This is a genomic window from Hallella mizrahii (genome assembly GCF_009695775.1).
Classification (GTDB): domain Bacteria; phylum Bacteroidota; class Bacteroidia; order Bacteroidales; family Bacteroidaceae; genus Prevotella; species Prevotella mizrahii.
The window spans coordinates 53,936-80,218 of record NZ_VUNG01000008.1 but is presented as its reverse complement, the minus strand read 5'-3'; the positions used below and the strand labels follow the sequence as shown (position 1 = coordinate 80,218).

The 26,283-nt window shown below is 51.1% G+C and carries 19 protein-coding genes and 1 tRNA gene; 18 read left to right on the top strand and 2 right to left on the bottom strand.

The window, feature by feature from the left end:
* Window positions 1-215 precede the first annotated feature (215 nt).
* From epsC to FYJ73_RS05120, 13 genes are all read left to right on the top strand, one after another.
* Complete coding sequence (gene epsC, locus FYJ73_RS05180) at window positions 216-1,142, top strand: serine O-acetyltransferase EpsC (protein ID WP_154533644.1); 927 nt, start codon at window positions 216-218, stop codon at window positions 1,140-1,142.
* Window positions 1,143-1,181: 39 nt separating this feature from the next.
* Window positions 1,182-2,708, top strand: a complete 1,527-nt coding sequence (locus FYJ73_RS05175; protein WP_154533643.1) for a THUMP domain-containing class I SAM-dependent RNA methyltransferase — start codon at window positions 1,182-1,184, stop codon at window positions 2,706-2,708.
* Window positions 2,698-4,896 (top strand): S9 family peptidase, encoded by a 2,199-nt coding sequence (locus tag FYJ73_RS05170; RefSeq protein ID WP_154533642.1) that lies wholly within the window; start codon window positions 2,698-2,700, stop codon window positions 4,894-4,896. The genes FYJ73_RS05175 and FYJ73_RS05170 overlap by 11 nt, the downstream gene beginning before the upstream one ends.
* Complete coding sequence (locus FYJ73_RS05165) at window positions 4,893-6,230, top strand: S28 family serine protease (RefSeq protein ID WP_235899238.1); 1,338 nt, start codon at window positions 4,893-4,895, stop codon at window positions 6,228-6,230. Before FYJ73_RS05170 ends, FYJ73_RS05165 begins: the two co-directional genes overlap by 4 nt.
* Window positions 6,231-6,344: 114 nt before the next feature.
* Complete coding sequence (gene purD, locus FYJ73_RS05160) at window positions 6,345-7,613, top strand: phosphoribosylamine--glycine ligase (RefSeq protein WP_154533641.1); 1,269 nt, start codon at window positions 6,345-6,347, stop codon at window positions 7,611-7,613.
* A gap of 143 nt (window positions 7,614-7,756) precedes the next feature.
* The gene (locus FYJ73_RS05155) at window positions 7,757-8,677 is read left to right on the top strand and encodes a hypothetical protein (RefSeq protein ID WP_154533640.1); all 921 of its coding nucleotides are present in this window, start codon (window positions 7,757-7,759) and stop codon (window positions 8,675-8,677) included.
* A gap of 86 nt (window positions 8,678-8,763) precedes the next feature.
* Entirely contained in the window at window positions 8,764-9,219 is a 456-nt protein-coding gene (locus FYJ73_RS05150) for a YqaA family protein (protein ID WP_154533639.1), read from the top strand.
* A gap of 380 nt (window positions 9,220-9,599) precedes the next feature.
* Window positions 9,600-9,866, top strand: a complete 267-nt coding sequence (locus tag FYJ73_RS05145) for a carboxypeptidase-like regulatory domain-containing protein (RefSeq protein WP_206081692.1) — start codon at window positions 9,600-9,602, stop codon at window positions 9,864-9,866.
* Window positions 9,867-10,001: 135 nt separating this feature from the next.
* The gene (locus FYJ73_RS05140) at window positions 10,002-10,412 is read left to right on the top strand and encodes a hypothetical protein (RefSeq protein ID WP_154533637.1); all 411 of its coding nucleotides are present in this window, start codon (window positions 10,002-10,004) and stop codon (window positions 10,410-10,412) included.
* A gap of 372 nt (window positions 10,413-10,784) precedes the next feature.
* Window positions 10,785-14,099: a SusC/RagA family TonB-linked outer membrane protein gene (locus tag FYJ73_RS05135; protein ID WP_154533636.1), complete on the top strand. Its 3,315-nt coding sequence runs from the start codon at window positions 10,785-10,787 to the stop codon at window positions 14,097-14,099.
* An 18-nt stretch (window positions 14,100-14,117) separates the two neighbouring features.
* Window positions 14,118-15,698 (top strand): RagB/SusD family nutrient uptake outer membrane protein, encoded by a 1,581-nt coding sequence (locus FYJ73_RS05130; protein WP_154533635.1) that lies wholly within the window; start codon window positions 14,118-14,120, stop codon window positions 15,696-15,698.
* A 48-nt stretch (window positions 15,699-15,746) separates the two neighbouring features.
* Complete coding sequence (locus FYJ73_RS05125; protein WP_154533634.1) at window positions 15,747-16,739, top strand: zinc-binding metallopeptidase; 993 nt, start codon at window positions 15,747-15,749, stop codon at window positions 16,737-16,739.
* A gap of 21 nt (window positions 16,740-16,760) precedes the next feature.
* On the top strand, window positions 16,761-18,056 hold the full coding sequence (locus tag FYJ73_RS05120) for a DUF4302 domain-containing protein (protein WP_154533633.1): 1,296 nt from the start codon (window positions 16,761-16,763) through the stop codon (window positions 18,054-18,056).
* A gap of 12 nt (window positions 18,057-18,068) precedes the next feature.
* Here the strand turns inward: FYJ73_RS05120 and tnpB are convergent, their stop codons facing one another.
* Window positions 18,069-18,419, bottom strand: coding sequence for an IS66 family insertion sequence element accessory protein TnpB (gene tnpB / locus FYJ73_RS16285; protein ID WP_154533632.1), 351 nt, complete (start codon window positions 18,417-18,419; stop codon window positions 18,069-18,071).
* Between the two features lie 137 nt (window positions 18,420-18,556).
* Between tnpB and FYJ73_RS05110 the strand changes: the two genes are divergently transcribed.
* The 3 genes from FYJ73_RS05110 to FYJ73_RS05100 all read left to right on the top strand — a co-directional run bounded on the left by FYJ73_RS05110 (window position 18,557) and on the right by FYJ73_RS05100 (window position 23,160).
* The gene (locus FYJ73_RS05110) at window positions 18,557-19,198 is read left to right on the top strand and encodes a RagB/SusD family nutrient uptake outer membrane protein (RefSeq protein ID WP_154533631.1); all 642 of its coding nucleotides are present in this window, start codon (window positions 18,557-18,559) and stop codon (window positions 19,196-19,198) included.
* A 41-nt stretch (window positions 19,199-19,239) separates the two neighbouring features.
* A complete protein-coding gene (locus tag FYJ73_RS05105) occupies window positions 19,240-20,136 on the top strand; it encodes a hypothetical protein (protein ID WP_154533630.1) in 897 nt (298 codons plus the stop codon).
* A gap of 813 nt (window positions 20,137-20,949) precedes the next feature.
* Window positions 20,950-23,160 (top strand): sodium-translocating pyrophosphatase, encoded by a 2,211-nt coding sequence (locus FYJ73_RS05100; protein WP_154533629.1) that lies wholly within the window; start codon window positions 20,950-20,952, stop codon window positions 23,158-23,160.
* Between the two features lie 58 nt (window positions 23,161-23,218).
* On the opposite strand, the gene FYJ73_RS05095 is transcribed toward FYJ73_RS05100, so the two are convergent.
* Window positions 23,219-23,914: a porin family protein gene (locus FYJ73_RS05095; RefSeq protein WP_206081691.1), complete on the bottom strand. Its 696-nt coding sequence runs from the start codon at window positions 23,912-23,914 to the stop codon at window positions 23,219-23,221.
* A 252-nt stretch (window positions 23,915-24,166) separates the two neighbouring features.
* Between FYJ73_RS05095 and FYJ73_RS05090 the strand changes: the two genes are divergently transcribed.
* A tRNA-Val gene (locus FYJ73_RS05090) sits at window positions 24,167-24,244 on the top strand.
* 241 nt (window positions 24,245-24,485) lie between these two features.
* Window positions 24,486-26,042 (top strand): replicative DNA helicase, encoded by a 1,557-nt coding sequence (gene dnaB / locus FYJ73_RS05085; protein ID WP_154533627.1) that lies wholly within the window; start codon window positions 24,486-24,488, stop codon window positions 26,040-26,042.
* The last annotated feature ends 241 nt before the right edge of the window (window positions 26,043-26,283 follow it).

Below are 26,283 nucleotides of genomic sequence, written 5' to 3'. Positions count from 1 at the left end.
TTGACAATGATCCCCTAATCTCTCCCCCACTATCGTTCTATGAGCAAACTATGACAACAACAACAGGTGTAAAAATGTTGCGAACGGCAACAACGTAGCTTTCACTTTTTCTCATGTCGAAGATTAGTACGACTTATAAAAAAAGAAAAATCGCCGATTGTTTTCTCATTCGCCGATAATTTAGTATCTTTGCGCTAAGATTACACTACAGAGAGATGAGTACTCAAGATATGGCTCACAAGTTGACGGAAACAGTAGAGGCGCTCTCCGAGCCGAGCTCGCTCAAGGGACTGTTTCATCAGCATAAGGATGGATATCCACTGCCTTCAAGCACGGCGCTTGAAGATATTATCCAGTTGGCACGCGCCATCCTCTTCCCCGGCTATTTTGGAAAGTCACAAGTAAACGTCAAAACCATCAAATATCAAATTGGCGTGAACGTGGAGCGGCTGCAAAAACTGCTTGCCGAACAGATCCTGGCCGGAATGTGCTTCGCCGATAACGACGATAATACCGAGAAAAAGCCTTCTGCTGACACTTGTATCCTCAGAGACTTGGAAACACTCAAAAAGGAGTCTAAGGAGATGGCAACGGAACTCATCAGCCGCCTGCCTGCCGTGCGCCGCATCCTTGCCACCGACGTGGTGGCAGCCTACAACGGTGATCCGGCAGCGACAAGCATGGCTGAGATACTGGCCTGCTACCCGGTGATCAAGACGCTGACCATTTTCCGTGTCGCTCACGAACTGTTTACGATGGGCGTACCCTTGATTCCCCGCATGATGACAGAGATTGCACACTCCGAGACCGGCATGGACATACATCCTGGAGCTACCATTGGTCCCTCGTTCACTATCGACCACGGGACGGGTGTCGTCATCGGCGAGACTTGTATCATCGGCAAGAACGTCAAACTCTATCAGGGCGTGACACTCGGTGCCAAGAGCTTTCCCCTCGACGAGCACGGCAATCCTATCAAGGGCATCCCACGCCACCCGATCATCGAGGACGACGTGGTCATCTATGCCAACGCCACCGTGCTCGGCCGCGTGACCATCGGCAAAGGATGCGTCGTAGGAGCCAACACATGGGTCATGGACGACATGGCACCACAAACCAAGATCTACAACAAAAACAAATAAACGACATTCAAATAACATTTATATTTATTTTTAGCTAAAATGGAATTCGAACTCATCGCCAAGACATTCATGGGCTTGGAGCCCGTCCTGGCACAGGAGCTGACCCAACTGGGTGCTAACAACGTGCAAATCGGCCGCCGTATGGTATCGTTTACCGGTGACAAGGAAATGATGTACCGCGCCAACTTCCAACTGCACACTGCCATCCGCATCCTGAAACCTATAAAACATTTCAAAGCCAGCTCGGCAGAAGACGTTTACACCGAGGTGCAGAAAATCGACTGGAGCCAATATATCCTTGAGGGAAAGACGTTCTCAGTAGACACCGTCGTCTACTCCGATGACTTCCGCAACTCACGCTTCGTCACCTACAAGGTCAAAGACGCCATCGTGGACCAGTTCCGAGAGAAGACAGGCAAACGACCCAATATCTCTGTAGCCAACCCGGATATCCGGCTACACATACATATTGCCAACGACGACGCCACCATCGCGCTCGACTCCAGCGGCGAGAGCCTGCACCGAAGAGGCTACCGTCAAGAGAGCGTAGAGGCGCCGCTGAATGAAGTGCTGGCTGCTGGCATGATCCTGATGACGGGATGGAAAGGCGACTGCGACTTCATTGACCCGATGTGCGGCTCCGGTACTATCCTCATCGAGGCTGCTCTCATCGCACGCAACATCTCGCCGGGCGTCTTCCGCAAGGAATTCGCCTTTGAGAAATGGCCCGACTTCGACCAGAATCTCTTCGACGAGATCTACAACGACGACTCGCAGGAGCGCGAGTTCCCCTATCATATCTATGGCTACGACATCGACATGAAGGCTGTCAACACGGCTCGACTGAACGTCAAGGCTGCCGGACTGTCGAAGGAGATCACCGTGGAGCAGCAGGACTTCAAGAATTTCAAGAAGCCCGAGCAGAAGAGCATCATCGTCACAAATCCGCCTTATGGTGAGCGTATCTCCACGCCGAACCTCTTAGGAACTTATCGCATGATCGGCGAAAGACTGAAGAATGCCTTCGGCGGCAATGAGGCGTGGATCCTCAGCTACCGCGAGGAATGTTTCGAGCAGATCGGGCTCAAGCCAAGCCTGAAGATACCTCTTTACAATGGCAGCCTGGAATGTGAGTTCCGAAAATATGTGCTCTTCGACGGCAAGATGAAGGATTTCCGCTCTGAGGGCGGCATCGTCAAGACCGATGAGGAGAAGCGCGAGATGGCACAAAAGCACCGCTTCAAGAAAAACCGCGAGTTTAAACAACGACTCGAGGAAGAGGAGTCCAACGAGGAGGGCGACATTCGATCGTTTAAGTTCCACTCCTTCCCCGCTCCCGGCACGCGTTCCCAGCGACGTTTCGGCGACGACGACTTCAAAGGACGCCGACGTGGTGGTGACGACTTCAAGAGTCGGCGCGACGATGATGACCATAAGGGACGCCGACGCGGCGATGATTTCAAGAATCGCCGACGCGGTGACGACTTCCGCGGACGCAGCGACCGTGGCAACCGCCGCGGCAGCGACAAGTTTGGAAAAAACAGACGCTTTGAAGATGAAGATTAAACATATTACCTTAGGTGTTCTCTTGGCTATGACTACTCTCTCAGCAGGAGCACAGCAAAAAACGGCAGACCTCAAGCAGTTTACGCTTGAGGATCTGAACTTTGGCGGCAAAAACTATCACCAGATGACCGCCAAGAACCGCTGGACAGCCTGGTGGGGCGACAAGCCCGTCAGGCTCGACGCGGAAGAGTGTGCGCTCATCGATCCGCAGACGGGTAAGGAGACAACGCTCTTCACGCTCAGCAACATACAAAAGCAAGGCGGCGGTGACGGCAAGAAAGTCCGTTCGCTCTACAATGTCTTCTTCCCCTTTGCCGACAAGAGTTGGGCTGTGATCGATTACGGCAAGGGACGCGCGCTCTACGACTTCAAGGCCGGCAGGCTGATGTGGACGCGGGAGATCGAGGGTCCGGTGGTCTCCAGCGACTACTGTCCCGCCACGGAGTGTACAGCCTTTGTCAGCGGCCATCAGCTCTGCGTGCTTGACGGCCGAGGCAAAACGCTGACGCTCACCAAGGACGGCTCACGCGACATCGTCTACGGGCAAAGTGTCCACCGCGATGAGTTCGGATGGAGCAAAGGCACCTTTTGGAGCCCCGACGGCACGAAACTGCTCTTCACACGCATGGATCAAAGCATGGTCACCGACTTCCCACTGGTCACCATACCTGAAGCCAAGGAGAGCCTTGAGAAAGGAAAGACGGGTGTCATCGCCACGCCAGCACCGGAGAAATACCCGATGGCAGGACAGAAGATGCACAAAGTGACGCTTGGCATCTATGATCTGAAGAAGGGGACGACCATCTATCTCAAGGCCGGGGATCCTACTGACCGCTATTTCACCAATCCGGCTTGGAGTCCCGACGGCAAGACCATCTATCTCTTTGAACTCAACCGCGACCAGAACGACTGCCGACTCGTGAGCTACGACGCAGTCACAGGCGAGAAGAAGGCTGAACTCTACCGCGAAACTGATGACAAATACGTGGAGCCCCTCCACCCGATCGTCTTCCTGCCCTGGGACAGCAACAAGTTTATCATGCAAAGCCAGAAAGACGGATACAACCATCTATACCTTTTTAATAAGGAGGGCAAGCAACTCAGGCAGCTCACCAAAGGGTCCTGGGTGGTGATGGACATGCTCGGCTTCAACACAAAACTCAAAGCCATCGTCTACGCTTCCAACGAATGCAGTCCCATTCAGCGCAACACGTGGATGGTAAGCCTGAAAGACGGTAAGCGCACCCTGCTCGACAACGGCAAGGGATGGCACAATGCCTCGCTCAGCGAAAACGGCCTGATGATCGTAGACAACTATCAGGAGCCCACCGTTCCACGCAATATCGACCTTGTCAACGTGGCTACAAAGAAAGCCGTGCGCTGGTTTACGGCTTCCGATCCATGGAAAGGCTACGCTGTCCCTCAATACCGTTGCGGGACGATCAAGGCTGCTGACGGCAAGACCGACCTCTACTATCGTATGGTGCTGCCCGTGGGCTTTGACAAAAACAAGAAATATCCGACCATCGTCTACGTCTACGGTGGCCCGCATGCCCACAACGTCGACGCACGCTGGCACTATTGCAGCCGTGGGTGGGAAACCTACATGGCACAGAAAGGCTATCTGCTCTTCATCCTCGACAACCGTGGCAGTGAGAACCGCGGCAAGGACTTTGAGCAAGTCACCTTCCGCCATCTCGGCGACCATGAGGTCGAAGACCAGATGGAGGGCGTGAAGTATCTCAAGAGCCTGAGCTATGTCGACAGCACTCGACTCGGCGTGCACGGCTGGAGCTTCGGCGGCTTTATGACTATCAACATGATGACCACGCATCCCGAAGTCTTCAAGGTGGGCGTAGCTGGTGGTCCTGTCATCGACTGGAAATGGTACGAGGTGATGTATGGCGAACGATATATGGACACGCCACAGACCAATCCCGACGGCTATGCTCACTCGAGTCTGCTGCCAAAGGCAAAGAATCTCAAGGGCAAGCTGCAGATCATCATCGGGCTCAACGACCCAGTGGTGGTGCCACAGCATGCGCTGACATTCATCAAACAGTGCATTCAGGACGGCACTCAGCCCGACTTCTTCGTCTATCCCGGTGAACCGCACAACATGCGAGGACATCAGTCCACGCATCTCCACGAGCGCATCTCACAGTATTTCGATGACTATCTGAAATGAAAAAACAAACGGCTGCATATTGGATGACAGGCATGCGGCTCCTGCCACTGCTGATTGCCTTGCTGCTCCCCTTACAGATGTGGGGGGAGGACGTCAAGGCGCAGCTCATGGCGCTGCCCGGCATCTCAAAGGTTGAGGAGCTCAAGAGCACCAAGTATGAACATAAATACCTGATGAACATCCGCCAATGGATCGACCCCAACGACACGACGGTGGGGGCTTTCCAACAGCGGGTCATCGTCTGTCATGCGGGCTTCGACCGGCCTACAGTGCTGGTTACGGAGGGCTACAATTGCAACTATGCGCTCAAGGAAGGCTATGCCGAGGAACTGTCCAAGCTCTTTGACGCCAACCTCGTCTTTGTGGAGTATCGCTATTTCGCCGCTTCCACACCGCAGCCCTGCAACTGGCGCTACCTCACTGTGGAGAATTCTCTGGCTGACCTCCATCATGTCAACACCACCTTCCACCGACTCTATAAAGGCAAGTGGATGGCTACGGGCATCAGCAAGGGTGGACAGACCTGCCTGTTCTACCGTGTGTTCTATCCTGACGACGTCGACATCTCAGTGCCTTACGTGGCTCCGCTCAACCGCAGCGTGGAAGACGGACGGCACGAACCCTTCCTGCGAGACCAGGTAGGAACGGCGAAAGAACGTCAGCGGGTGCGGGAGTTTCAGCAAGCCGTGCTACAGCGCCGCAATGCGCTCATGCCGCTCTTCAAGGACTATGTCTCGAAAAACCAGCTCACCTTCCGCGCTCCGCTCAACGAGATCTATGACCTCTGTGTGCTGGAATATGCTTTCGCGCTGTGGCAATGGGGCACGCCGGTAAGCGATATCCCGGCTTCGACGGCCAGCGACGAAACGCTTTTCAACCATCTGATCCGTATCAGCAACCCCGGCTACTTCTCTGTCGAGTCAAGCGACCTGTCCTTCAATGTGCAGGCGGCCAAGGAATTAGGGTACTATGGTTACGACGTGAAGCCACTGCGCAAATGGCTTTCCGTCAAGACCACCAAGGACTATCTCCGTCGCATCATGTTGCCGGACAGCCTTCGCAACGAGCCTTTTGATCCCACCCTCTACCGCAAGACGATGGCATTTCTGCGACACAACGACCCAAAGATGATCTTCATCTATGGCGGTCTCGACCCGTGGGGCAGTTCTGGCGTGGCAAAGTTAGACTTCTTAGAAAACAAGCACAACATCCACGTCTTTGTCTTACCACGTGGCAGCCATGCCACCCGCATCGTCTCTTTCCCAAAGATTGAGCGCAACGAGATCGTGGACATCATCCGGCAATGGCTCGACGAGGACACTGACAAAAAATAAAGGTGATGCTTACCGACAGCAGCCGCAAAAAGGAAAGATTGTCCGGTAGCATACACCTTATTATATATATAACGCAAAAAAGAAATCAAAGATAACTCTACAACTCATCATCTCATGAAAATTCTATTGTTAGGAAGTGGCGGCCGCGAGCACGCCCTGGCATGGAAAATTGCCCAAAGCCCTAAATGCTCACAACTCTTCATTGCCCCGGGAAATGCCGGAACGAGCAATGTGGGAGAGAATGTAGCAATCGGTGTCAATGACTTCGATGCTTTGAAAGACTTTGCTGTGGACAAAGCCATCGACATGGTTGTAGTCGGACCAGAGGATCCTTTGGTGCGCGGTGTCTATGATGCTTTCAAGAGCGACAGCCGTACTGCTTCCATCCCCGTGATCGGACCGAGCAAGCAGGGAGCTGTTCTTGAGGGCAGCAAGGACTTTGCCAAGGGCTTTATGAAGCGTCACAACATCCCCACCGCTGCTTACGAGACCTTCGACGGCACCACTGTGGAGGAGGGCATCCGGTTCCTGGAGACGCTCCAGCCACCCTATGTGCTGAAAGCCGACGGACTGGCAGCCGGCAAAGGAGTGCTGATTGTGCCGACACTCGCCGAGGCCAAGAAGGAGTTCCGTGAGATGCTCGGCGGCATGTTCGGCAATGCTTCCGCTAAGGTTGTCATTGAAGAGTTCCTCAGCGGCATCGAGTGCTCTGTCTTTGTCTTGACAGATGGCAAACACTATCAGATACTTCCCGAGGCCAAAGACTACAAGCGTATCGGTGAGCACGACACGGGACTGAACACCGGCGGCATGGGCAGCGTATCACCGGTGCCGTTTGCTGACAAGGAATGGATGCAGAAAGTCGAGGACCGCATCATCCGTCCTACGGTTGAAGGCTTGGCAGAAGAGGGCATCGACTACAAGGGCTTTATCTTCTTCGGACTGATCAATGTCAAGGGCGAACCGATGGTGATCGAATACAACTGCCGTATGGGTGACCCGGAGACCGAGACGGTGATGCTGCGCTTGAAGAGTGACATCGTGGACCTCTTTGAAGGTGTGGCCAACGGCGACCTCGATCAGCACCCGGTAGAAATGGATCCGCGTGCTGCCGTTTGCGTGATGCTCGTCAGTGGAGGCTATCCTCAGGCTTACAAGAAAGGCTATCCGATCTCTGGCATCGACAAGGTTGAGGACAGCATCGTCTTCCATTCCGGTACGGCAACAAAGGACGGACAAGTCGTCACAAACGGAGGACGCGTCATCGCCGTGTCGTCCTATGGCCGCAACAAGGAAGAAGCACTGAAGAAAAGCTTCCAAGAAGCACAGAAGATACAGTTTGAAGGAAAGTATTTCCGCAGTGACATCGGGCAGGATCTTTAGCCCTCATCTCTCCTCCCCAAGGGAAAAAGCGCAAGAAGCACCGACTGCACCTTGGGGAAGAGGCACTTTTTCTAAGACCACATGTCTCGCTGACATGTATCTCATCCATGCTTGGCATGGAGAGAAACTATAGTTTTGACAGGATGATAAGACGTTTACAAAACAGGATAGCAGAGAGTCGCATGGCATTGCCGGTGACGTTGACGTATTTGGCCGCCTTCATGGTCATTCAGGTATTGTTGGGGCATGACACATGGCTCCAGATGGCTTTGTTGGCTGTCTCCTCTGTGCTCATGGCCGAACTCAACAATGCCAATGCCCTCATACGCATCTATAGCCGCATGGTATCGTGCTCGTTCATCGTGATGACGACGGCGGCCAACTTCCTTCTGTCTTCTACAAACGCCGGATGGGCACAGATGGGGCTGATCGTCTTCTTTATCTTTTTGCTCCATGCCTATCAGGACGGACGGGCCACAGGATGGGTGTTCTATGCATTCGCCACACTGTCTCTTGCCAGCATTCCCTTTGTACATATACTCTATCTCGTGCCCCTTTTGTGGATCATCCTTGCCACGAACATCATGGCACTGTCTCCACGCACCTTTCTGGCATCGCTGCTGGGACTGATGGTGCCCTATTGGTTTATCGGCGCGTACGCTATTGTCTTCCAGCATCTCGACTGGTTATCCTCACATTTTGCGGCATTGGCTCATCCCGGAAACGTTTTCGATCTTACTGTCATCGACGACCATCAGGCGCTGACGTTCATCTTTCTGATGATCCTCGCAGCATTGGGCAGTGTACATTTTCTGATGTTTTCCTACCAAGATAAGATCCGCACCCGCATGATCTACGAGATGTTCATCACGCTGAGCTTCTGCTGTCTGTTGATGATGCTGGTCTTCCCTACTCTCTTCAACGGCTTTATGTCATTGGCTATCGTAGTCATCGCCCCACTGATCGGACATTTTCTGGCCTTGACCCATTCGCGGGTGAGCAACATCGCCTTCTTTGTCATCATCGCCGTCGCGCTGTTGCTGACCATATACAATCTCTTATAATTACAGTTTACACCTTAATTATATTTCTGCTTACACCATATTATATATAGGACTTACACCATATTATATATAGGAGACGGAAAACAATGATAGATACGCTGACGCTGCTCTTGCAAAACTACGGCTATTGGGGCATGTTGCTGGCTGCTTTTCTTGCCGGCAGTTTCTTTCCCTTCAGTAGTGAGGCTGTGATGCTCGGACTCTTAGCAGCCGGACTGCATCCGGTGCCCTTGGTTGTCTATGGCACCATCGGCAATGTTGCCGGTTCGTTGTTTAACTATGGGGTAGGTCGTATGGGGCGTTTGGAATGGATTGAACGCTACCTCCACGTAAAGAGACACGACATTGACAAAGCTCAGCAATTTATGGCAGGACATGGTGCCTGGATGGGTTTCTTCGCATTTCTGCCCATCCTTGGCTCAGCCATTACCATTGCCTTAGGACTGATGCGTGCCAATTTCCTGACCAGCTTGATCAGCATTACACTCGGAAAAGCATTAAGATATATCATCTTGATGGCTGGTGTGACAGCAGTCTTTTAGTTTCGTTATTTAATGAAACATTATCATTTGGTACGTTTTTGCATCAATATGAAGTAAATATTCCGTCTATTTTAAAAAATACAATCAATTTGTCTGTTATTTACAAATTATTGTTTATCTTTGCAACCAAATAAGAATATTCACACGACTATAGAGAGATTTCATAAAAAGGACATGCAGATGTCAGTGTGAATGGTCATAATAGACACGACAATCACAAAAGCATAAGTCGGGATAGTAATAGAGAGCTTAGTGACTACAACCTTGAGAAGAGAGATCATAACAGTTAAGTATGTTTTAATAAAGTTGGTTGTATGGAAAAAAGGATTCTGATGCTTTTTGCCTGTATGCTATTTGCGTTAACTTGTGCTTTCTCACAAGTGACACAAGTCATAGGTGTGGTGACCGCCGAAGACGACGGTCAGCCGATTACAGGAGCTTCCATTCGTATTGAGGGTACCAAGTTGGGTACTGTCACGGATGTGGACGGTAAGTTCCATTTGTCTAACATCCCTGCCAATGCCCGCACGCTGGTAATCACCTATATCCTGCTTTCGTCATTGGAACACCCAAGTTCCAAGATTGGTGACTATATCTGCCCACTCATATGTTTTGCGGGGTTAGGGCGGGGTTCATCCCCGCCCTAACCCTCTTGTCTGTAATATTCTCACACAGAGAACACAGAGATCTCTACCCGTGAGAATGTTCACACAGATTCCAGATCTCCACAGATCTTAACAGTCTCTCTATGCTCTCCGTATTCTCTGTGTGAGATAAATCCAGTGCATTCATGCTTCGTTAATCAGAAATGGGAGGAGACGGCCGACGACCTTGGCGGAGGTGTCTACCGCATCACCGACTTCATGCACAGTGGCTATGGGCTGGTGCTGACCATCAAGGACGGAAAGCTCAGTCTAAGTTTGCCGGCAGGCAGTCCGCTCTATACCGAGGACGACTGGGGCGGATATGGCTACGGCACGCCAGCCATCTGGTGGTTTACCGACGATTACGTCCACCTCTATCCCTATGGTAAAGAGGGAGGCGTGGACATCAGTGACTTCGAGATCCTGCCTACCTATAACTGCCAATGGTATGCCGCACGCAATTCCGGTGCTTTCTATCTGGGATATTTCCAAACCGCCGACGGATCTATCTCTGGCTATTGGGCACCCGTATACTTCCAATTCGAATAATTCGGGGAACGTATACGTTGCCCACATATAAATGATACAGTCGACAAAATGATCTTAGATGGATGACGAGTTAATCTGTCAATCATCCTCCTTTTACCGCAATCTACATCCCGTCGAATGTAGGTTGCGTTTTTTTATAGAAAATAACACTGTTTATAGTCAATAAAGATACTGGTCAATCGAGCACGAACAACACATTTGCAATATATTTTTTAGAAAAAACGACAAAGCGCTTGCATATATCATAATTTTGTTTTACTTTTGCAACTGTTATCTAATGCATTTGTAAAATGAGCTTCTTGTTAGCCCTAAATCACACAATTGCCAAAGAATCGTAAAGACGTTTTTTATTATTTTTAATTGGAGAGATATATGGAGAAAAGGTTAAGTACTTTGTTGGCATGCCTAATCCTCTTCGTGGGAGGGGTATTCGCCCAAAATGTAATCTCTGGAACTGTAGTTTCTCAAGAAGACGACCAGCCGATCATCGGTGCTTCGATTACCGTAGAAGGTAGTCGGACGGGCACGGTGAGCGACACGCAAGGCCGTTTCTCTTTGTCAGTTCCTAAGGGAAAGAAAATCATCGTTTCGTATTTGGGAATGCAGCCACAGACCATCACGGCCAAGCCCGGTATGCGAGTAGTATTGGTCAACGACGACAAGACGCTCGGAGAAGTGGTGGTTACCGGTGTGCAGCAGATGGATAAGCGCACGTTTACCGGTGCCACAACAAAGATCGATGCAGATAAAGCCAAACTTGACGGTATCGCCGATATCAGTCGCTCTCTCGAAGGCCGCGTAGCCGGTGTGAGCGTGCAAAACGTCAGTGGTACCTTTGGTACGGCACCGAAGATTCGTGTGCGTGGTGCCACGTCTATCTATGGCAGCAGCAAGCCGCTATGGGTTGTCGATGGCGTAATCATGGAAGACGTTACTTCCGTCGATGCCGACCAGCTTTCCTCCGGTGATGCCAAGACGTTGATTTCTTCAGCCATTGCCGGCCTGAACTCCGACGATATCGAGAGTTTCCAAATCCTTAAGGATGGCTCTGCGACCTCTATCTATGGTGCACGCGCCATGTCGGGTGTGATCGTCGTGACCACAAAGAAAGGTCATGCCGGACAGAACCACATCAGTTATACCGGTGAGTACACCATGCGCCTTAAACCCAGCTACAGCCAGTTCAACATCATGAACTCTCAGGAACAGATGGGTATCTATAAGGAACTCTACAACGACGGCTGGCTTTCATTCAGCGGCATGCTGAACGCTTCAAGCAGTGGCGTCTATGGCAAGATGTATCAGTTGATGAACACCTATGACCCCGCAACCGGCAAGTTTGCGCTGGCCAATACCGACAAGGCCATGAACGCTTACCTCAAGGAGGCCGAATACCGCAATACCAACTGGTTTGACGAACTCTTCAACAGCAATGTCAGCCGCAACCACTCCATCAGCATGAGCACTGGTACCGACAAGGCACAGTACTATGTCTCATTCTCTTATATGAGTGATCCGGGCTGGACAATGCAAAGTTCTGTGAAGCGCTATACGGCCAACGTCAATGCCAACTACAACCTTAGCAAGAAGTTGTCGTTGAACATGATCGCCAACGCTTCTTACCGTAAGCAGAAAGCACCGGGAACGACCAATCAAAGTGTGAATGCCGTGACAGGTGCCGTCAGCCGTGACTTCGACATCAACCCTTACTCTTACGCTATCAACACTTCACGTGCCCTCGATCCAAATACATACTATACGCGCAACTACGCACCGTTCAACATCAAGAACGAGCTGGCCAATAACTATATGGACTTGGACGTGACCGATATTAAATATCAGGCTCAACTCACCTACAAGCCCATCACACAATTGCAGTTCCAAGGACTCGTAGACTATAAGTTCGCGCAAACAGTAGATGCTACAAAAGTCACGGAGCACAGCAACATGGCTCAGTCTTACCGTGCCATGGACAATGCCACCATCCGTGACCGCAACCCCTGGCTCTACAGAGATCCTGACGTGACCAACTCTTTGCCGATCACCACCCTTCCTCATGGCGGCTTCTATAGCGAGCAGAAATACAAGATGAACGGCTGGGATGCCCGTTTCACCGCCAACTACAACGATGCCTACGGCAGTGAGAAAGAGCACATCCTCAACCTCTTCTATGGTATGGAGGTAAACACCACCAACCGTTTCAGCAGTTATTCCAACGATGTCGGCACGCAGTACGACATGGGATTGTTGGGCAACTTCGACTATCGCTATTTCAAGCAGGCAGCCGAACAGAATAACATCTATTACTATCTTAGTAACGGGTATGAGCGCAAGGCAAGTTTCTATGGATATGTGAACTATTCCTACAAGCATCGCTACAACTTCAACTATACCGAGCGCTATGAAGGCAGTAACCGCTTGGGTAAGAGCACATCGGCGCGCTGGCTGCCTACATGGAACGTCTCCGGATCATGGAACGCCCATGAAGAGCCTTGGTTTGACAAGACCTTTAAAGGTGTCGTTTCCAACCTCACGCTACGCGCTTCATATTCGCTGACCGGTCAGGATCCAGCCACGACCAACGCGGGGTCCATCATTGAGAGTTACAATCCCTATCGCCCCTTTGCCAACGACAAGGAGTCTGGACTCTATGTCTATGATTTCGCCAACCCGGATCTGACATACGAAAAGAAGCATGAGTTCAACATTGGTATTGATGCCGGCTTCCTCAACAACCGCATCAGTTTGAGCTTTGACCTTTGGACACGTAAGAACTTCGACCTGATTGGCCCGAAGCGTACCACGGGTGTGGGTGGCTCCATTATCAAGTATGCCAATGTCGCAGATATGAGCTCTCACGGAGAAGAGCTTTCCATCAGCACTAAGAATATTGTATCCAAAGACTTTAAGTGGAACACGGACTTCATCTTCTCCCACTACAAGACCAAAGTCACCACACTGGATACCGACACACGTATCATCGACCTGATCACCGGCAACGGCTTTACCATGGTCGGTTACCCTCACCGTGCACTCTTCAGCATCGACTTTAAGGGACTTAACGAAAGCGGTCTGCCTACCTTCATCAATGAAAAGGGCGAACTCACCACAAGTGACCTTAATTTCCAGTCTCAAGTCAAAGACTATCTGGTATATGAAGGCCCGACCGAGCCGACGATCACAGGCTCACTTGGAAACACCTTTACTTATAAGAACTGGCACTTGAATGTCTTCGTCACATACAGCTTCGGCAACAAGATCCGTCTTGACAGAGTGTTCAGCTCGTATTATTCCGACCTCGACGCTATGCCGAAAGAGTTCAAGAACCGCTGGACGATAGCCGGTGACGAGAAGAAAACCAACATCCCGGTCATTGCAGACCTTCGTACTTACGAGAGTGACAATTATCTGAGCTATGCCTACAACGCCTACAACCTCTCTACAGCACGTGTAGCAAAGGGTGACTTTATCCGTATGAAAGAGATGTCGCTGGCTTATGACTTCCCCGCAAAATGGGTGAAAGCCATTCGTCTGAGTGACATCAGTATGAAGCTCCAAGCCACAAACCTCTTCCTCATCTACGCCGACAAGAAACTCAACGGTCAGGATCCTGAATTCTTCAATGCCGGTGGTGTGGCAGTGCCTATGGCACGTCAGTTCACCTTCACACTGAAATTAGGTCTTTAATTTTCAATTCTACACGCTATGAAAATAATCAATAGATTCCATATACTATTGGCTGCCTGCGCAATGTTGGGCATGACGGCTTGCAACGACTATCTCGACAAGCTTCCCGACGACCGTGCGCAAGTAGACACGCAGGAGAAAGTGCAGAAGCTTCTCGCTTCGGCTTATCCTACACATATGCCCAACTTCCTCTTTGAGATGAGTTCCGACAATGTTACCGACAACGGATCGCAATATGCCGCCACACCGGCTCAAGACGAGATTTACCGCTTCAAGGACGATCCGAATACCGATAACGACGACCCTTATTCGCTTTGGAACGATTTCTACTACCGTGTGGGAACTTGCAACGAGGCGTTGGCTGATCTGAAAGCTATCGGCGACACGGCAACCTATCCCGCGGAATATGCTGAGGCACTGATTTGCCGTGCATATAACATGTATGAGTTGGCTACCATCTTCTGCATGACATACAACCCAGACTCTGCCGATGTCTATCTTGGCCTGCCCTATCCGACAGAACCGGAGCAAAGCGTCAACACCAAATATAAACGTGGGACGCTGAAAGAGCTCTATGCCAACATCAATCGTGACATAGAGGCTGCCTTGCCAAGAATCAGTGACAGCTACATGACTACGCCGAAGTATCATTTCAACAAGAGTGCTGCATACGCCTTTGCCGCACGCTTCAATCTGATGATACACAACTACGACAAAGCCATTGAATATGCAACAGCTGTCCTTGGTGCCAACCCTGGCAACCGTCTGCGTGACTATTCCGCCTTCACATCAATGTCTCCCAATGACCTGCAGAATGCTTATGTGAAATCATCAGAGAACGCCAATCTGCTGATCATCACTGCATATTCTTCCGCCTCGCGTGCTCTGACATGGAGTTCGTCGTTCCGCCGTTATGGCCACAACCGAAATATAGATGTCAACGAGACTTTCTACGCCAAAGCACCATGGGGAAGCGGATCAAGCAACAATACGCTGGTCTATGCTCATAAAATCTACCAATATGATGCTGCACAGCAGTATTTCCCCAAGGTACAGGAGTTCTTTGAAACCACTGACAAGGTGAACAACACCGGTTACGCCCACATCGTATTCCCCGCCTTCTCCACGGAAGAAACGCTGTTGGTAAGAGCGGAAGCCTATGCCATGAAAAAAGACTATGCCCATGCTCTTGACGACATGAATGCTTGGATTCGCTCGCACTGCATCCCCAGCAATGGCACGGCAAGAAGACCTACACTCACAGAAGAGAGTATCAACAAGTTCATGGATGGTGTACGCTACAGTGAGGTGATCCCCACTGCCAACAGTCAGCGTACCATCAAAAAAAATCTCCACCCACAAGGATTCACTATTGAGACCGGAACACAGGAGAACTTTATCCAGATGATTCTGCACATGCGTCGACTGGAGACATGGGGCGAGGGACTTCGCTTTGTGGACATTAAGCGCTATGGCATTGAGTATGCTCACCTTCTCGATGGTGAAGACCCTGTCGTCTTCCGTGCTGCCGACAAGCGTGGTGCCATTCAGCTACCTGAAGATGTCATCAACGCAGGACTGGAAGCAAATCCCAGATAAGTTTTATCTATTATTCTTAGTTACATCAACCATTCTGAATTCTGAATTATGAAATATACAAGAATCATCATATTAGGTCTGATGGCAACTCTCCTTGCCGGATGCTCTGACGATGACTTGAGCAGCAAAAGCATCTTCGAGGAGACTGAGGTCACTGACAGCACGGAGCTGGATCGTTGGACAAAGGCCAACTTCACAGATCCCTACAATATTAAGTTCCTCTATCGCTATAACGATCGGGAGACCGACAACTACTACAATGTGATCCCTGCCGATTATGACAAGTCGAAAGCACTGGCAATCATGGTTAAGCATGTGTGGATGGACTCCTATACAGATTTGTTGGGACAGGACTTCCTCAAGTCTTATAGTCCCCGTGTCTATCAGCTGATCGGTTCACCGGAATATGACAATGGTGGCGGCATCGTACTTGGTGTGGCAGAAGGCGGTGTGAAGGTGACGCTTTTCCGTGTCAACAACATCGACATAGACCATCCTGTTATTGATGTCGACAGTCCGTTCCCCAATACGAGTGCCCTGCCGATGGATCTGAACTACTGGTTCTTCCATACCATGCACCATGAGTTCTGTCACATCATGACGCAGAAGAAAAACTATAGTACAGAGTTCCAAACCATCTCGTCTGCCAATTACCAGACCTCGAACTGGATCAATGTCGCTAACGATAAAGCTCCAGCCATGGGTTTCGTGAGTGGATATGCCTCAAAAGAGTACAACGAGGACTTTGCCGAGATCTATGCCACTTACGTCACTCACACGCAAGCAGCATGGGATAAGATCGTCGCCTCTGGTGTCGCCGTCAAGCTTGACGAGAACAATGACACGATTTTTACTTTCGACAAGAACGGAAACAAGCAAGCTCAATACGACACCAGCGGACGTGATGCCATCATCGCGAAACTGGCATTGGTCAAAGAGTATTTCAAGAATGATTGGGGTATCGACCTTGACAAGCTGCGCGAAATTGTGCTGCGTCGCTCCAAGGAGGTCACAACGCTCGATCTACGTCATTTAAAGTAAACAATTTAAAGAACACATTCTATGAGAAAGATATTCAATCTATGGCTGTTGGCGGCTGTCGCCCTGCTTGTGGGTGCATGCACGCCGGAAGTCGACGATGCCTTCGACAAGCCATCGGCAGAACGAATCGCTGAGTCGATGTCTACCACACGGCAGATCCTCGAAGCACAAAACAACGGATGGATCATGCACTATTATGGCAACATCACTTACGGAGGCTACAACGTCTACTGTAAGTTCGCCAACAATAAGGTGACCGTGGCCAGCGAGTTCTTTGGTCCGGATAGCACTTATACGTCGCACTATAAGTTGGAGCAGAGTTCTGGTACAGTGCTTTCCTTCGACGAGTATAATCCTATTTTCCATTACTTCTCCGATCCGAGTAATGAAGATTTCGGGACTCTGGGCAAAGGCTTCAATGGTGATCTGGAGTTCAGAGTACTGTCTGCTTCGCCAGACTCCATCGTACTCTTGGGTAAGAAACATGAGGATCGCATCGTGATGACACCCTTGCAGCAGGGTACGTGGGCTGACTATTATAGCAAGGTATCTCTTGTTTCCGACTCCATGGCGACCTACAACAACTATGCGCTGATCGTTGACAACGATACGATGAATGCCTCACTGAGCTACAACTATCTCACCGTAACTGATAAGACCACGGGGGCAAGCACCAGCATGCCGTTCACCATCACGCCTTCTGGTTACGAGCTCTATAAGCCTGTCACTGTCCGTGGCAAGACCATAACTGGTTTCAGCTATGCAGATGGTGGCAATTGGGTTAACCCGGCCGACAAGAGTGTTAAGCTCATTCCTATCATTCCACCCATCAACGAACAGTTTGTGCTCGGCGCTTGGAACGTGGCGTTGAGCGGGATGAGCAGTTATGGACAGGATTATTGGAATTATTCGCTCACTAATTATCAGGAACCTTACGGTGAGGAAACACGCTACGCGATCCTTGGCACGTATGAGTTCAGTTCTACTTATGGTAAGAACTTCGGACTGACTTTCGGACACTATGATGGTAGCAGTACCTGGTGGGGTACACTCGCCATGAACTATAAACTAATTGGTAAAGATGAAATAGAATTGACCTATGTGGCTGCCAACAATGTACTCAACGGCAACTACTATGTCCAATACTATGGCTACGCCAACATCGTCTACCCGTTTGCATGGACGACTGCACGCCGCTTCAAGTTGACAACTGATGATCTCAAGCATCCGTCATACATCATCTTAACGGATGAAAACGAGCCAGAGAATGTCATCAAGGTCACTAACCGCATCAAAGCCTGGCCATTTAGAAATTAGTAACCATTCAATTTAGGCCGTCCTGTAATTGATAAAAAATCCCGAGGTTATTCCCGGGATTTTTTTTATATTATCTTCACCACTGTTTTCGCTGACTTGAAAGCGCTTCCTTCGTCTGACACCTGGAGAGATTCCCTCTATGAAAAGAACCAACTCATACCATCGAATTTGTCGGAATCCGACTTGCTGGCATGGCGGGAACAGTCGGGGAGAAAGCCTGCCCGTCTCAAGACGCTTATAATACATCACATAACCTCCTCGTTCCCAATGAAGGAGTTTCATAACTTTACGTGTTTTCCCTACAAAGACGTAGACCTTTCCATTTGTAGGTTCATGCCCAGTTTGTCGGACCTTGCCGCACATTGCGGACCCCAACTCTCATATCAGTTGGGGAATTGGAGAGGAAAAACTGGTTATTCTCGTTGAGATTAAACATAAAGCTGTAAATTTTCGGCAAAGGTCGGAAAATTACAGCTTATAGGAAAGACGGCCTAAACTGAATGGTTACTTATGAAAGCATGAACAGTGCTGACTGGCGCAAAGACACGTGGATCGCTCCTGAGGACGCGGGGAAGGAAGAAAGCGCTTCAAAATACAACACCATACTCACTCCTGCCAACTTCGCAAATCTCGCCGGCTATACCGGACTGAAGTTCAAGCCCGGCAATAACAACAAGGACGACTACACTGTGGGCGCTGCCGTCAGTATCCCGCTCATGCGCGTAGAGGAGATGTATTTCATAGATGCCGAAGCAACAGCCCACGTCAGTGGATTAGCCGCCGGAAAGAAACTCCTCGAGGACTTCATGAACACATACCGTTGCAACACTACGGCAGAAAACGCAAAACCATATACCAGCACATCGGAAGATCTGTGGAACTTGGCCAATGAGATCGTACGTCAGAAGCGTATCGAGTTCTGGGGTGAAGGACTGACCTATTTCGACTATAAGCGTCTGAAGATAGGAATAAGAACCAACTACGACGGCACTAACCACCCGAAAGCCTACCGCTTCAACTTCTCAAACGGCTACGTGGCACCACGCATGAATTTCTGTTTCTCCAACTCGGAGACACAGTACAATTCTTCCATCATCAACAACCCCGATCCGTCGGGCGTGGAGAGCGCTGCCAACAAATAAGGCAGTACATGGAATTATCAACCATCAAAACACGATAAGAAATGAAACACAACATATTATCCAGCATCAGCGCACTTGTGATCATGCTGCTTATCGCAATAGGCTTTGGCGCATGCTCATCTTCTGATGACGACTACGAGCCTGCCGCCGCGCTCTCTGCCAACAACCAGCAGGTGCATTTCGCGGGCGATAATGAAGAGACTGTCATCCTCGACCCGTCAGACAAGAGTACATATAAAATAGGAGTCAAGGTGCTCCGCAATAACAAGAAAGGTACGCTCACAGTGCCCGTGGTAAAGAACAGCACGACCACGGCCGGTGTTACAGCCGACGAAGAGGTTGTCTTTGCCGACGGCGACTCGGTAGCCACGCTCACCGTGTCGATCCCCGACACGGCAACGGTGCCGCAGGCTTTCACCTATTCGCTCTCGCTCTGTTCCGACGAAGTGGATCCCTACAGCTATCTCGACGGGGGAATCACCCTCGAAGCACGCGCTTCCATCCCCACGCCGGTGAAGATCCAGTTCTGGATTCCCAACTATTTAGAGCAGAAATGGGAGGAGACGGCCGACGACCTTGGCGGAGGTGTCTACCGCATCACCGACTTCATGCACAGTGGCTATGGTTTGGTGCTGACCATCAAGGACGGAAAGCGCAGTCTAAGTTTGCCGGCAGGCAGTCCGCTCTATACCGAGGACGACTGGGGCGGATATGGCTACGGCACGCCAGCCATCTGGTGGTTTACCGACGATTACGTCCACCTCTATCCCTATGGTAAAGAGGGAGGCGTGGACATCAATGACTTCGAGATCCTGCCTACCTATAACTGCCAATGGTATGCCGCACGCAATTCCGGTGCTTTCTATCTGGGATATTTCCAAACCGCCGACGGATCCATCTCTGGCTATTGGGCACCCGTATACTTCCAATTCGAATGACCATGAGTAACTGCTCGTGAGTTGATCATATCCTCACCTACAAGCGCGGCAAAAGCCAACATGATATCTGTGGTCTTTGCCGCGCTTCTTTCGTTCAGGTAAATGTGACTTGACACGATACCCACAATTATCATCAAAATAAATCACGACAAAACACTGTCTTCCTTTTCGTTCATTCTAGAGAAGAAAAAAAGCATAAAGGGCGAGAAATGACGTCCTCAGCCTTAAAAAAATACATGTTCACCAGTAAAAACAGTGTTTTGACCTCATCATCTCACTTGTTTCTCCGTGACAAACAACCGAGATGATGAGGTCAAAACAGTGAGATGACAAGGTCATCTCAGTTGTTTGATACGGGCAAAAACCAGATTCACTTCCCTCTAAAACCTAATTTTGCATATAACTTATTGATTATCAATAGATTAATGAAATATCGCCAAAAATCAGGAAAATCCGGCCAAGAGCTTGTCTCTTCGAAAAAAACGTCGTCTCGCACCCACTTTTTTGTCAGTTTTCTCAACATTCAACTACCCCTTATCCAAAAACACATAAATGCTTCTGCCCCTCCCTCATATCATCTGTCGCATGACCAGAGCCACTTCTTCTGCAAATTTGGACAAGTATTGATAATTGCGGTATAATTTGTTCGGAAAGCGTGTGATCTCGCCAAATAGGGTCAAACAATCTAAAAATCAAGGATTTTATGCACGGAAAAGTTGCAGGCAATCGCTTTTTTCCCTATATTTGCCATTGAAATCAGACGTGCTGAGAACCACGTCGCAATTGTGTCTAACCCATCAATCGTCTTGCCTTATGAACTTACCTGTTGTCTTTTGGCTCATCCCGCTGGCCTCTGTCTGTGCCCTGATGATGGCATGGCTATTCTTCCAAAATATGATGAAGGAAGACGAGGGCTCACCGCGCATGAAGGAGATCGCCCTCTACATCCGACGGGGTGCGATGGCCTATCTGCGACAACAATACCGCGTGGTGCTCATCGTCTTTGTCGTGCTGGCCATTATCTTCGCCATCATGGCCTATGGCTTCAACGCCCAGAACCCGTGGGTACCCTTCGCTTTCCTCACGGGGGGATTCTTCAGCGGACTCGCCGGCTTCTTCGGTATGAAGACAGCCACCTACGCCAGTGGACGCACGGCAAACGCGGCACGCGAGGGATTGCACAAAGGACTGAAAATAGCGTTCCGATCCGGTGCTGTCATGGGACTCGTCGTCGTGGGACTCGGCCTGCTCGACATCGCCGTGTGGTTTTTGATACTGAACAGTTTCTACAGCGACATGGATCCACATACCGCTCTCATCACCATCACCACGACCATGCTCACCTTCGGCATGGGTGCTTCCACACAGGCGCTCTTCGCCCGTGTCGGCGGCGGCATATACACCAAAGCGGCTGATGTCGGCGCCGACCTCGTGGGAAAAGTGGAGGCTGACATCCCCGAAGACGACCCGCGCAACCCGGCTACCATCGCCGACAACGTGGGCGATAACGTCGGCGACGTGGCCGGTATGGGTGCTGACCTCTATGAAAGCTATTGCGGCAGCATCCTCTCCACGGCTGCTCTCGGTGCCACGGCCTTTGCCATGAGTGCGGACGACATGCAGCTCAGAGCCGTCATCGCGCCGATGCTCATCGCTGCTGTCGGTGTCTTCCTCAGCCTGCTCGGCATCTTCCTCGTGCGCACCAAGGACGGCGCAACAATGAAAGACCTGCTCCATGCCCTCGGAGTAGGTACAAACACGAGTGCCATCCTTATCGCAGTGGCTACCTTCGGCATCCTCTACTGGTTGCAGATCGACAACTGGATGGGCATCGGATGCTCTGTGCTCAGCGGGCTCGCCGCCGGAGTGATCATCGGACAGGCCACGGAATACTATACCTCGCAGAGCTATAAGCCGACGCAACGCATCGCCGAGGCCAGCCAGACGGGTGCCGCCACGGTGATCATCAAGGGCATCGGCACTGGCATGATCTCGACCTGCGTGCCCGTGCTCACCATCTCGGTGGCCATCATGCTGAGCTATCTCTGTGCCAACGGCTTCGACTTGAGCATGAGCGCAACCAGCATCAGCCGTGGACTCTACGGCATCGGCATCGCCGCCGTGGGCATGCTCTCCACACTCGGCATCACGCTCGCCACGGATGCCTACGGACCCATCGCTGACAACGCCGGTGGAAACGCTGAGATGAGCGGACTCGGCGAGGAGATACGCCACCGCACCGACGCACTCGACGCACTGGGCAACACCACCGCCGCCACGGGGAAAGGCTTCGCCATCGGCTCGGCAGCACTCACCGCACTGGCTCTGCTCGCCTCGTACGTCGAGGAGATAAAACTCGCCATGAGCCGTGCTGTGACCCACGGACAGCAGTTCATCGATGCCGCCGGACAGGTCTTTGACCCAGCCAAGGCAACCATGCCCGACTTCATGAACTTTTTCCAAGTCAACCTGATGAATCCACGCGTCCTCGTCGGGGCTTTCCTCGGTGCCATGGCGGCCTTTCTCTTCTGCGGGCTGACCATGGGCGCTGTGGGACGGGCCGCCGGAAAGATGGTCAGCGAAGTGCGCCGACAGTTCCATGAGATCAAAGGCATCCTGGAGGGAAAAGCCACTCCGGACTATGGACGATGCGTCGAGATCAGCACCAAGTCGGCACAGCACGAGATGATCCTCCCCTCGCTGTTGGCCATCATCATCCCCATCGTGGTGGGCATGATACTTGGTGTGGCAGGTGTGCTCGGCCTGCTCGTCGGTGGACTGGCCGCCGGTTTCACCCTCGCCGTGTTCATGGCTAACGCCGGCGGTGCTTGGGACAATGCCAAGAAAAGCGTAGAGGAAGGACGCTTCGGGGGTAAAGGATCGCCCTGCCACAAAGCAACGATAGTCGGCGACACCGTCGGTGATCCGTTCAAGGACACGTCAGGGCCTTCGCTCAACATCCTGATCAAACTCATGTCAATGGTGAGTATCGTCATGGCAGGACTGACCGTGGCATGTATGTAATAGACAAACAGAAGGCGCGGCAATGATGCCGCGCCCGTATAGTAGTTTTTAGAAAAGTCTAAATTCGGTATCCCACGCTGAGCGTCCAGCACTGGACGCGCTCATCACCGCCGGGATGCTTACCATCAGACTGATAGACCTTCGACAGCGGAATGCTATAGCGAAGGTCTATGATGACGCGCTCATACTCCACAGCAACACTCACAGGCACGCTCCACAGCACATTGCGCAGGCCATTGCCCTTGACATTGGTTTTCTCAATGTCTGTGGAGTAAGTGTATCTGCCGCTTTCGCCGACCTTGACTTCCTGGGACTCTGTATGCGTGCGATTCCATAGTCCGATGCCCGCCTGCAGGCCTGTGCCCACAGAAAGCTTGTCCGTGGCATACCAACGCGCCATCACGGGAATCTTGAGATAGTCGATCGTGAAGTAGCAACGGCTGAAAACATTATAGGTTCCCAGCTGACGCTGATCCAGCACATTGTCTTTATAGTTGCAACCCTCGCGCGAATAGTAGGCGCCAATACTGGCGGAGAAGGGAGCACTGATGCGGTATTCGAGATCCAATCCGGCAGCTGCTCCCGCCTTAAACTTACTCTTCATCGTACCCACATCAGTGGTGAGACTCTCACCACTGATGGTGGAGAGATTGAAACCGACGCGCGGAATCACGGAGAACGTACCGGGATCTGCCTGTGCCCAACTCATGGAGGTCATGCCCAGCAGGGCAAGAAGTACTGCAATGTGTTTCATATCTGTACAATGTATTTCTTTCCTTTTATTTATGGGCGACATGCCGCATCTTTCTAAATGTATCTCCCCTATCAAACAAAGGATGTGTATACTATACAAAATTAGCAATATTATCGTTTTATCCACTCGTTTCAAAAGAAAAATAACAGCTCAGCCCAAATTATTACCCAAAAATTTGGTGGACTCGCAAAGTTTTCGTAATTTTGCACACCGTAACACAGAGGTTCGTACAGAGCCTTTCTTTATAAGCATAGGGGCATAGCCCAGTTGGTTTAGAGCGCTGCAGTCACATTGCAGAGGTCATGGGTTCGAGTCCCATTGTCCCTACCAAGCCGTCCATAGCACATCCGTTGCCTTGGACGGTTTTTTTTGTGTTGCTATGCATCCCTCCCTTCCACCTTCCTACTCCGCAGTTTTTTCCGCAACATTTCTTTCTTCTTCCTCCACTTTGCCAGGAAAAAACCGTAACTTTGCATTCGCCATCCTATCCCCGGCCCAAGAGTTTTCTTTCCTCTTCCCCGGCTGTCGATGGATTCGCAAAACCATCAATAAGCAAAACTCGCTAACGCATATGCCAGAACAAAAAAATACCACACCCCGCCGCAAAAAAACTTCCGCACCCATCGACCCCACCTACGGCCACCTGCAACCACAGGCCATCGACGTGGAGAAGGTGGTGCTCGGTGCCCTGATGATCGACAAGGACGCCTTCTCGGTCGTCTCTGAGCTCATCCGTCCCGAGACCTTCTACGACCCGCGTCACCAAAAGATCTTCAAGGCTATCCAGACCTTGAACATGGAGGAAAAACCCGTCGACATCCTCACCGTCACCAACGAACTGGAGCGGGAAGGCACCATCGACGACATCGGAGGAGCCAACTATATCATCGAGCTCTCCTCTCACGTCGCCTCATCAGCCCACATCGAGCAGCACGCCAAGATTCTCAAGCAGAAGTTTCTCGCCCGACAGCTCATCTCCTTCGCCAGCGATATCGAGACCAAGGCCTTTGACACTACCGTCGATGTCGACGAACTCATGCAGGAAGCCGAAGGCAGCCTCTTCGAGCTCTCGCAGAAAAACATGAAGCAGGACTATACACAGATCGACCCGGTCATCCGCCAGGCCATCGACACCCTGCAAAAAGCTTCCGCCAACACCAGCGGTCTGACGGGTATCCCATCCGGCTATACCAAACTCGACGACATGACCTCAGGCTGGCAGAAGAGTGACCTCGTCATCATCGCCGGACGTCCTGCCATGGGTAAGACCTCGTTTGCGCTGTCTGTGGCTAAGAACATTGCTGTCGATTATCAGACGCCCATCGCCTTCTTCTCGCTCGAGATGAACAACGAGCAGCTCGTAGACCGTCTCATCTCCAACGTCTGCGAGATCGAGGGCAAGAAGATCATGAACGGTCAGCTCGCCCGCGACGAGTGGGAACGACTCGACAAGAACCTCTCACGACTCACGGGAGCACCCATCTATGTCGACGACACGCCAGGGCTCTCCATCTTTGAGCTCCGCACCAAAGCGCGCCGCCTCGTTCGTGAGAAAGGCGTGAAGATCATCATGATCGACTACCTCCAGCTGATGAACGCCAACGGCATGCGCTTCGGCAACCGACAGGAAGAGGTCTCCACCATCTCACGTTCACTGAAAGGACTGGCCAAGGAACTCGACATCCCCATCATCGCACTCTCACAGCTCAACCGTACCGTGGAGAACCGCGAGGGCATCGAGGGCAAGCGACCACAGCTGAGCGACCTGCGTGAGTCCGGTGCTATCGAGCAGGATGCCGATATGGTGCTCTTCGTCCACCGCCCCGAATACTACCGTATCTACCAGGACGAGAAAGGCAACGACCTACACGGCAAGGCACAAATCATCATCGCAAAGCACCGTAAAGGTGCCACGGGCGACGTGCTGCTCACGTTCCAGGGACAGTATACCCGCTTCATGAACCCCGAGGATGCCCAACTGGCTCCACTGCCGGGCGAGATGAACGGTGGTGAGTTTATTGGTTCTAAGATGAATCAGGACTACAGTGGCGCTCCGGATACGGATCCTTTCGCCGGCGATCCACTGGGCGGCATGCCTCCAGACACCGGCGGCTCAGTGCCTTTCTGATAAATTATTAGAAAAACAAGCAAAAAACTTTCAGATTATTTGCTCGTATCGACTGAAATGTTTACCTTTGCACCCGTAAACAGAAATAGATACGAATCAACACATAAGGTTATGACAAGTTTGTACATCCTTCTAAGCATTATTATTAGCATTCGACTGTATCCCACAGTTGGAAGTGAGAAGGTGTGCGTGCATGTCTGACGGACAACAACCATACAGAGCCTTTCCACTTCCACAAGTG

What these genes read in the sequence shown, in the direction of transcription:
- tnpB (WP_154533632.1), bottom strand. Translation starts at nt 18,419, where the DNA reads ATGTGCGGCAAGGTCCGACAAACTGGGCATGAACCTACAAATGGAAAG.
- FYJ73_RS05135 (WP_154533636.1), top strand. Translation starts at nt 10,785, where the DNA reads ATGGAGAAAAGGTTAAGTACTTTGTTGGCATGCCTAATCCTCTTCGTG.
- FYJ73_RS05130 (WP_154533635.1), top strand. Translation starts at nt 14,118, where the DNA reads ATGAAAATAATCAATAGATTCCATATACTATTGGCTGCCTGCGCAATG.
- FYJ73_RS05125 (WP_154533634.1), top strand. Translation starts at nt 15,747, where the DNA reads ATGAAATATACAAGAATCATCATATTAGGTCTGATGGCAACTCTCCTT.
- FYJ73_RS05150 (WP_154533639.1), top strand. Translation starts at nt 8,764, where the DNA reads ATGATAGATACGCTGACGCTGCTCTTGCAAAACTACGGCTATTGGGGC.
- FYJ73_RS05165 (WP_235899238.1), top strand. Translation starts at nt 4,893, where the DNA reads ATGAAAAAACAAACGGCTGCATATTGGATGACAGGCATGCGGCTCCTG.
- FYJ73_RS05105 (WP_154533630.1), top strand. Translation starts at nt 19,240, where the DNA reads ATGAAACACAACATATTATCCAGCATCAGCGCACTTGTGATCATGCTG.
- FYJ73_RS05110 (WP_154533631.1), top strand. Translation starts at nt 18,557, where the DNA reads ATGGTTACTTATGAAAGCATGAACAGTGCTGACTGGCGCAAAGACACG.
- FYJ73_RS05100 (WP_154533629.1), top strand. Translation starts at nt 20,950, where the DNA reads ATGAACTTACCTGTTGTCTTTTGGCTCATCCCGCTGGCCTCTGTCTGT.
- purD (WP_154533641.1), top strand. Translation starts at nt 6,345, where the DNA reads ATGAAAATTCTATTGTTAGGAAGTGGCGGCCGCGAGCACGCCCTGGCA.
- FYJ73_RS05170 (WP_154533642.1), top strand. Translation starts at nt 2,698, where the DNA reads ATGAAGATTAAACATATTACCTTAGGTGTTCTCTTGGCTATGACTACT.
- FYJ73_RS05155 (WP_154533640.1), top strand. Translation starts at nt 7,757, where the DNA reads ATGATAAGACGTTTACAAAACAGGATAGCAGAGAGTCGCATGGCATTG.
- epsC (WP_154533644.1), top strand. Translation starts at nt 216, where the DNA reads ATGAGTACTCAAGATATGGCTCACAAGTTGACGGAAACAGTAGAGGCG.
- FYJ73_RS05095 (WP_206081691.1), bottom strand. Translation starts at nt 23,914, where the DNA reads ATGAAACACATTGCAGTACTTCTTGCCCTGCTGGGCATGACCTCCATG.
- FYJ73_RS05175 (WP_154533643.1), top strand. Translation starts at nt 1,182, where the DNA reads ATGGAATTCGAACTCATCGCCAAGACATTCATGGGCTTGGAGCCCGTC.
- dnaB (WP_154533627.1), top strand. Translation starts at nt 24,486, where the DNA reads ATGCCAGAACAAAAAAATACCACACCCCGCCGCAAAAAAACTTCCGCA.
- FYJ73_RS05120 (WP_154533633.1), top strand. Translation starts at nt 16,761, where the DNA reads ATGAGAAAGATATTCAATCTATGGCTGTTGGCGGCTGTCGCCCTGCTT.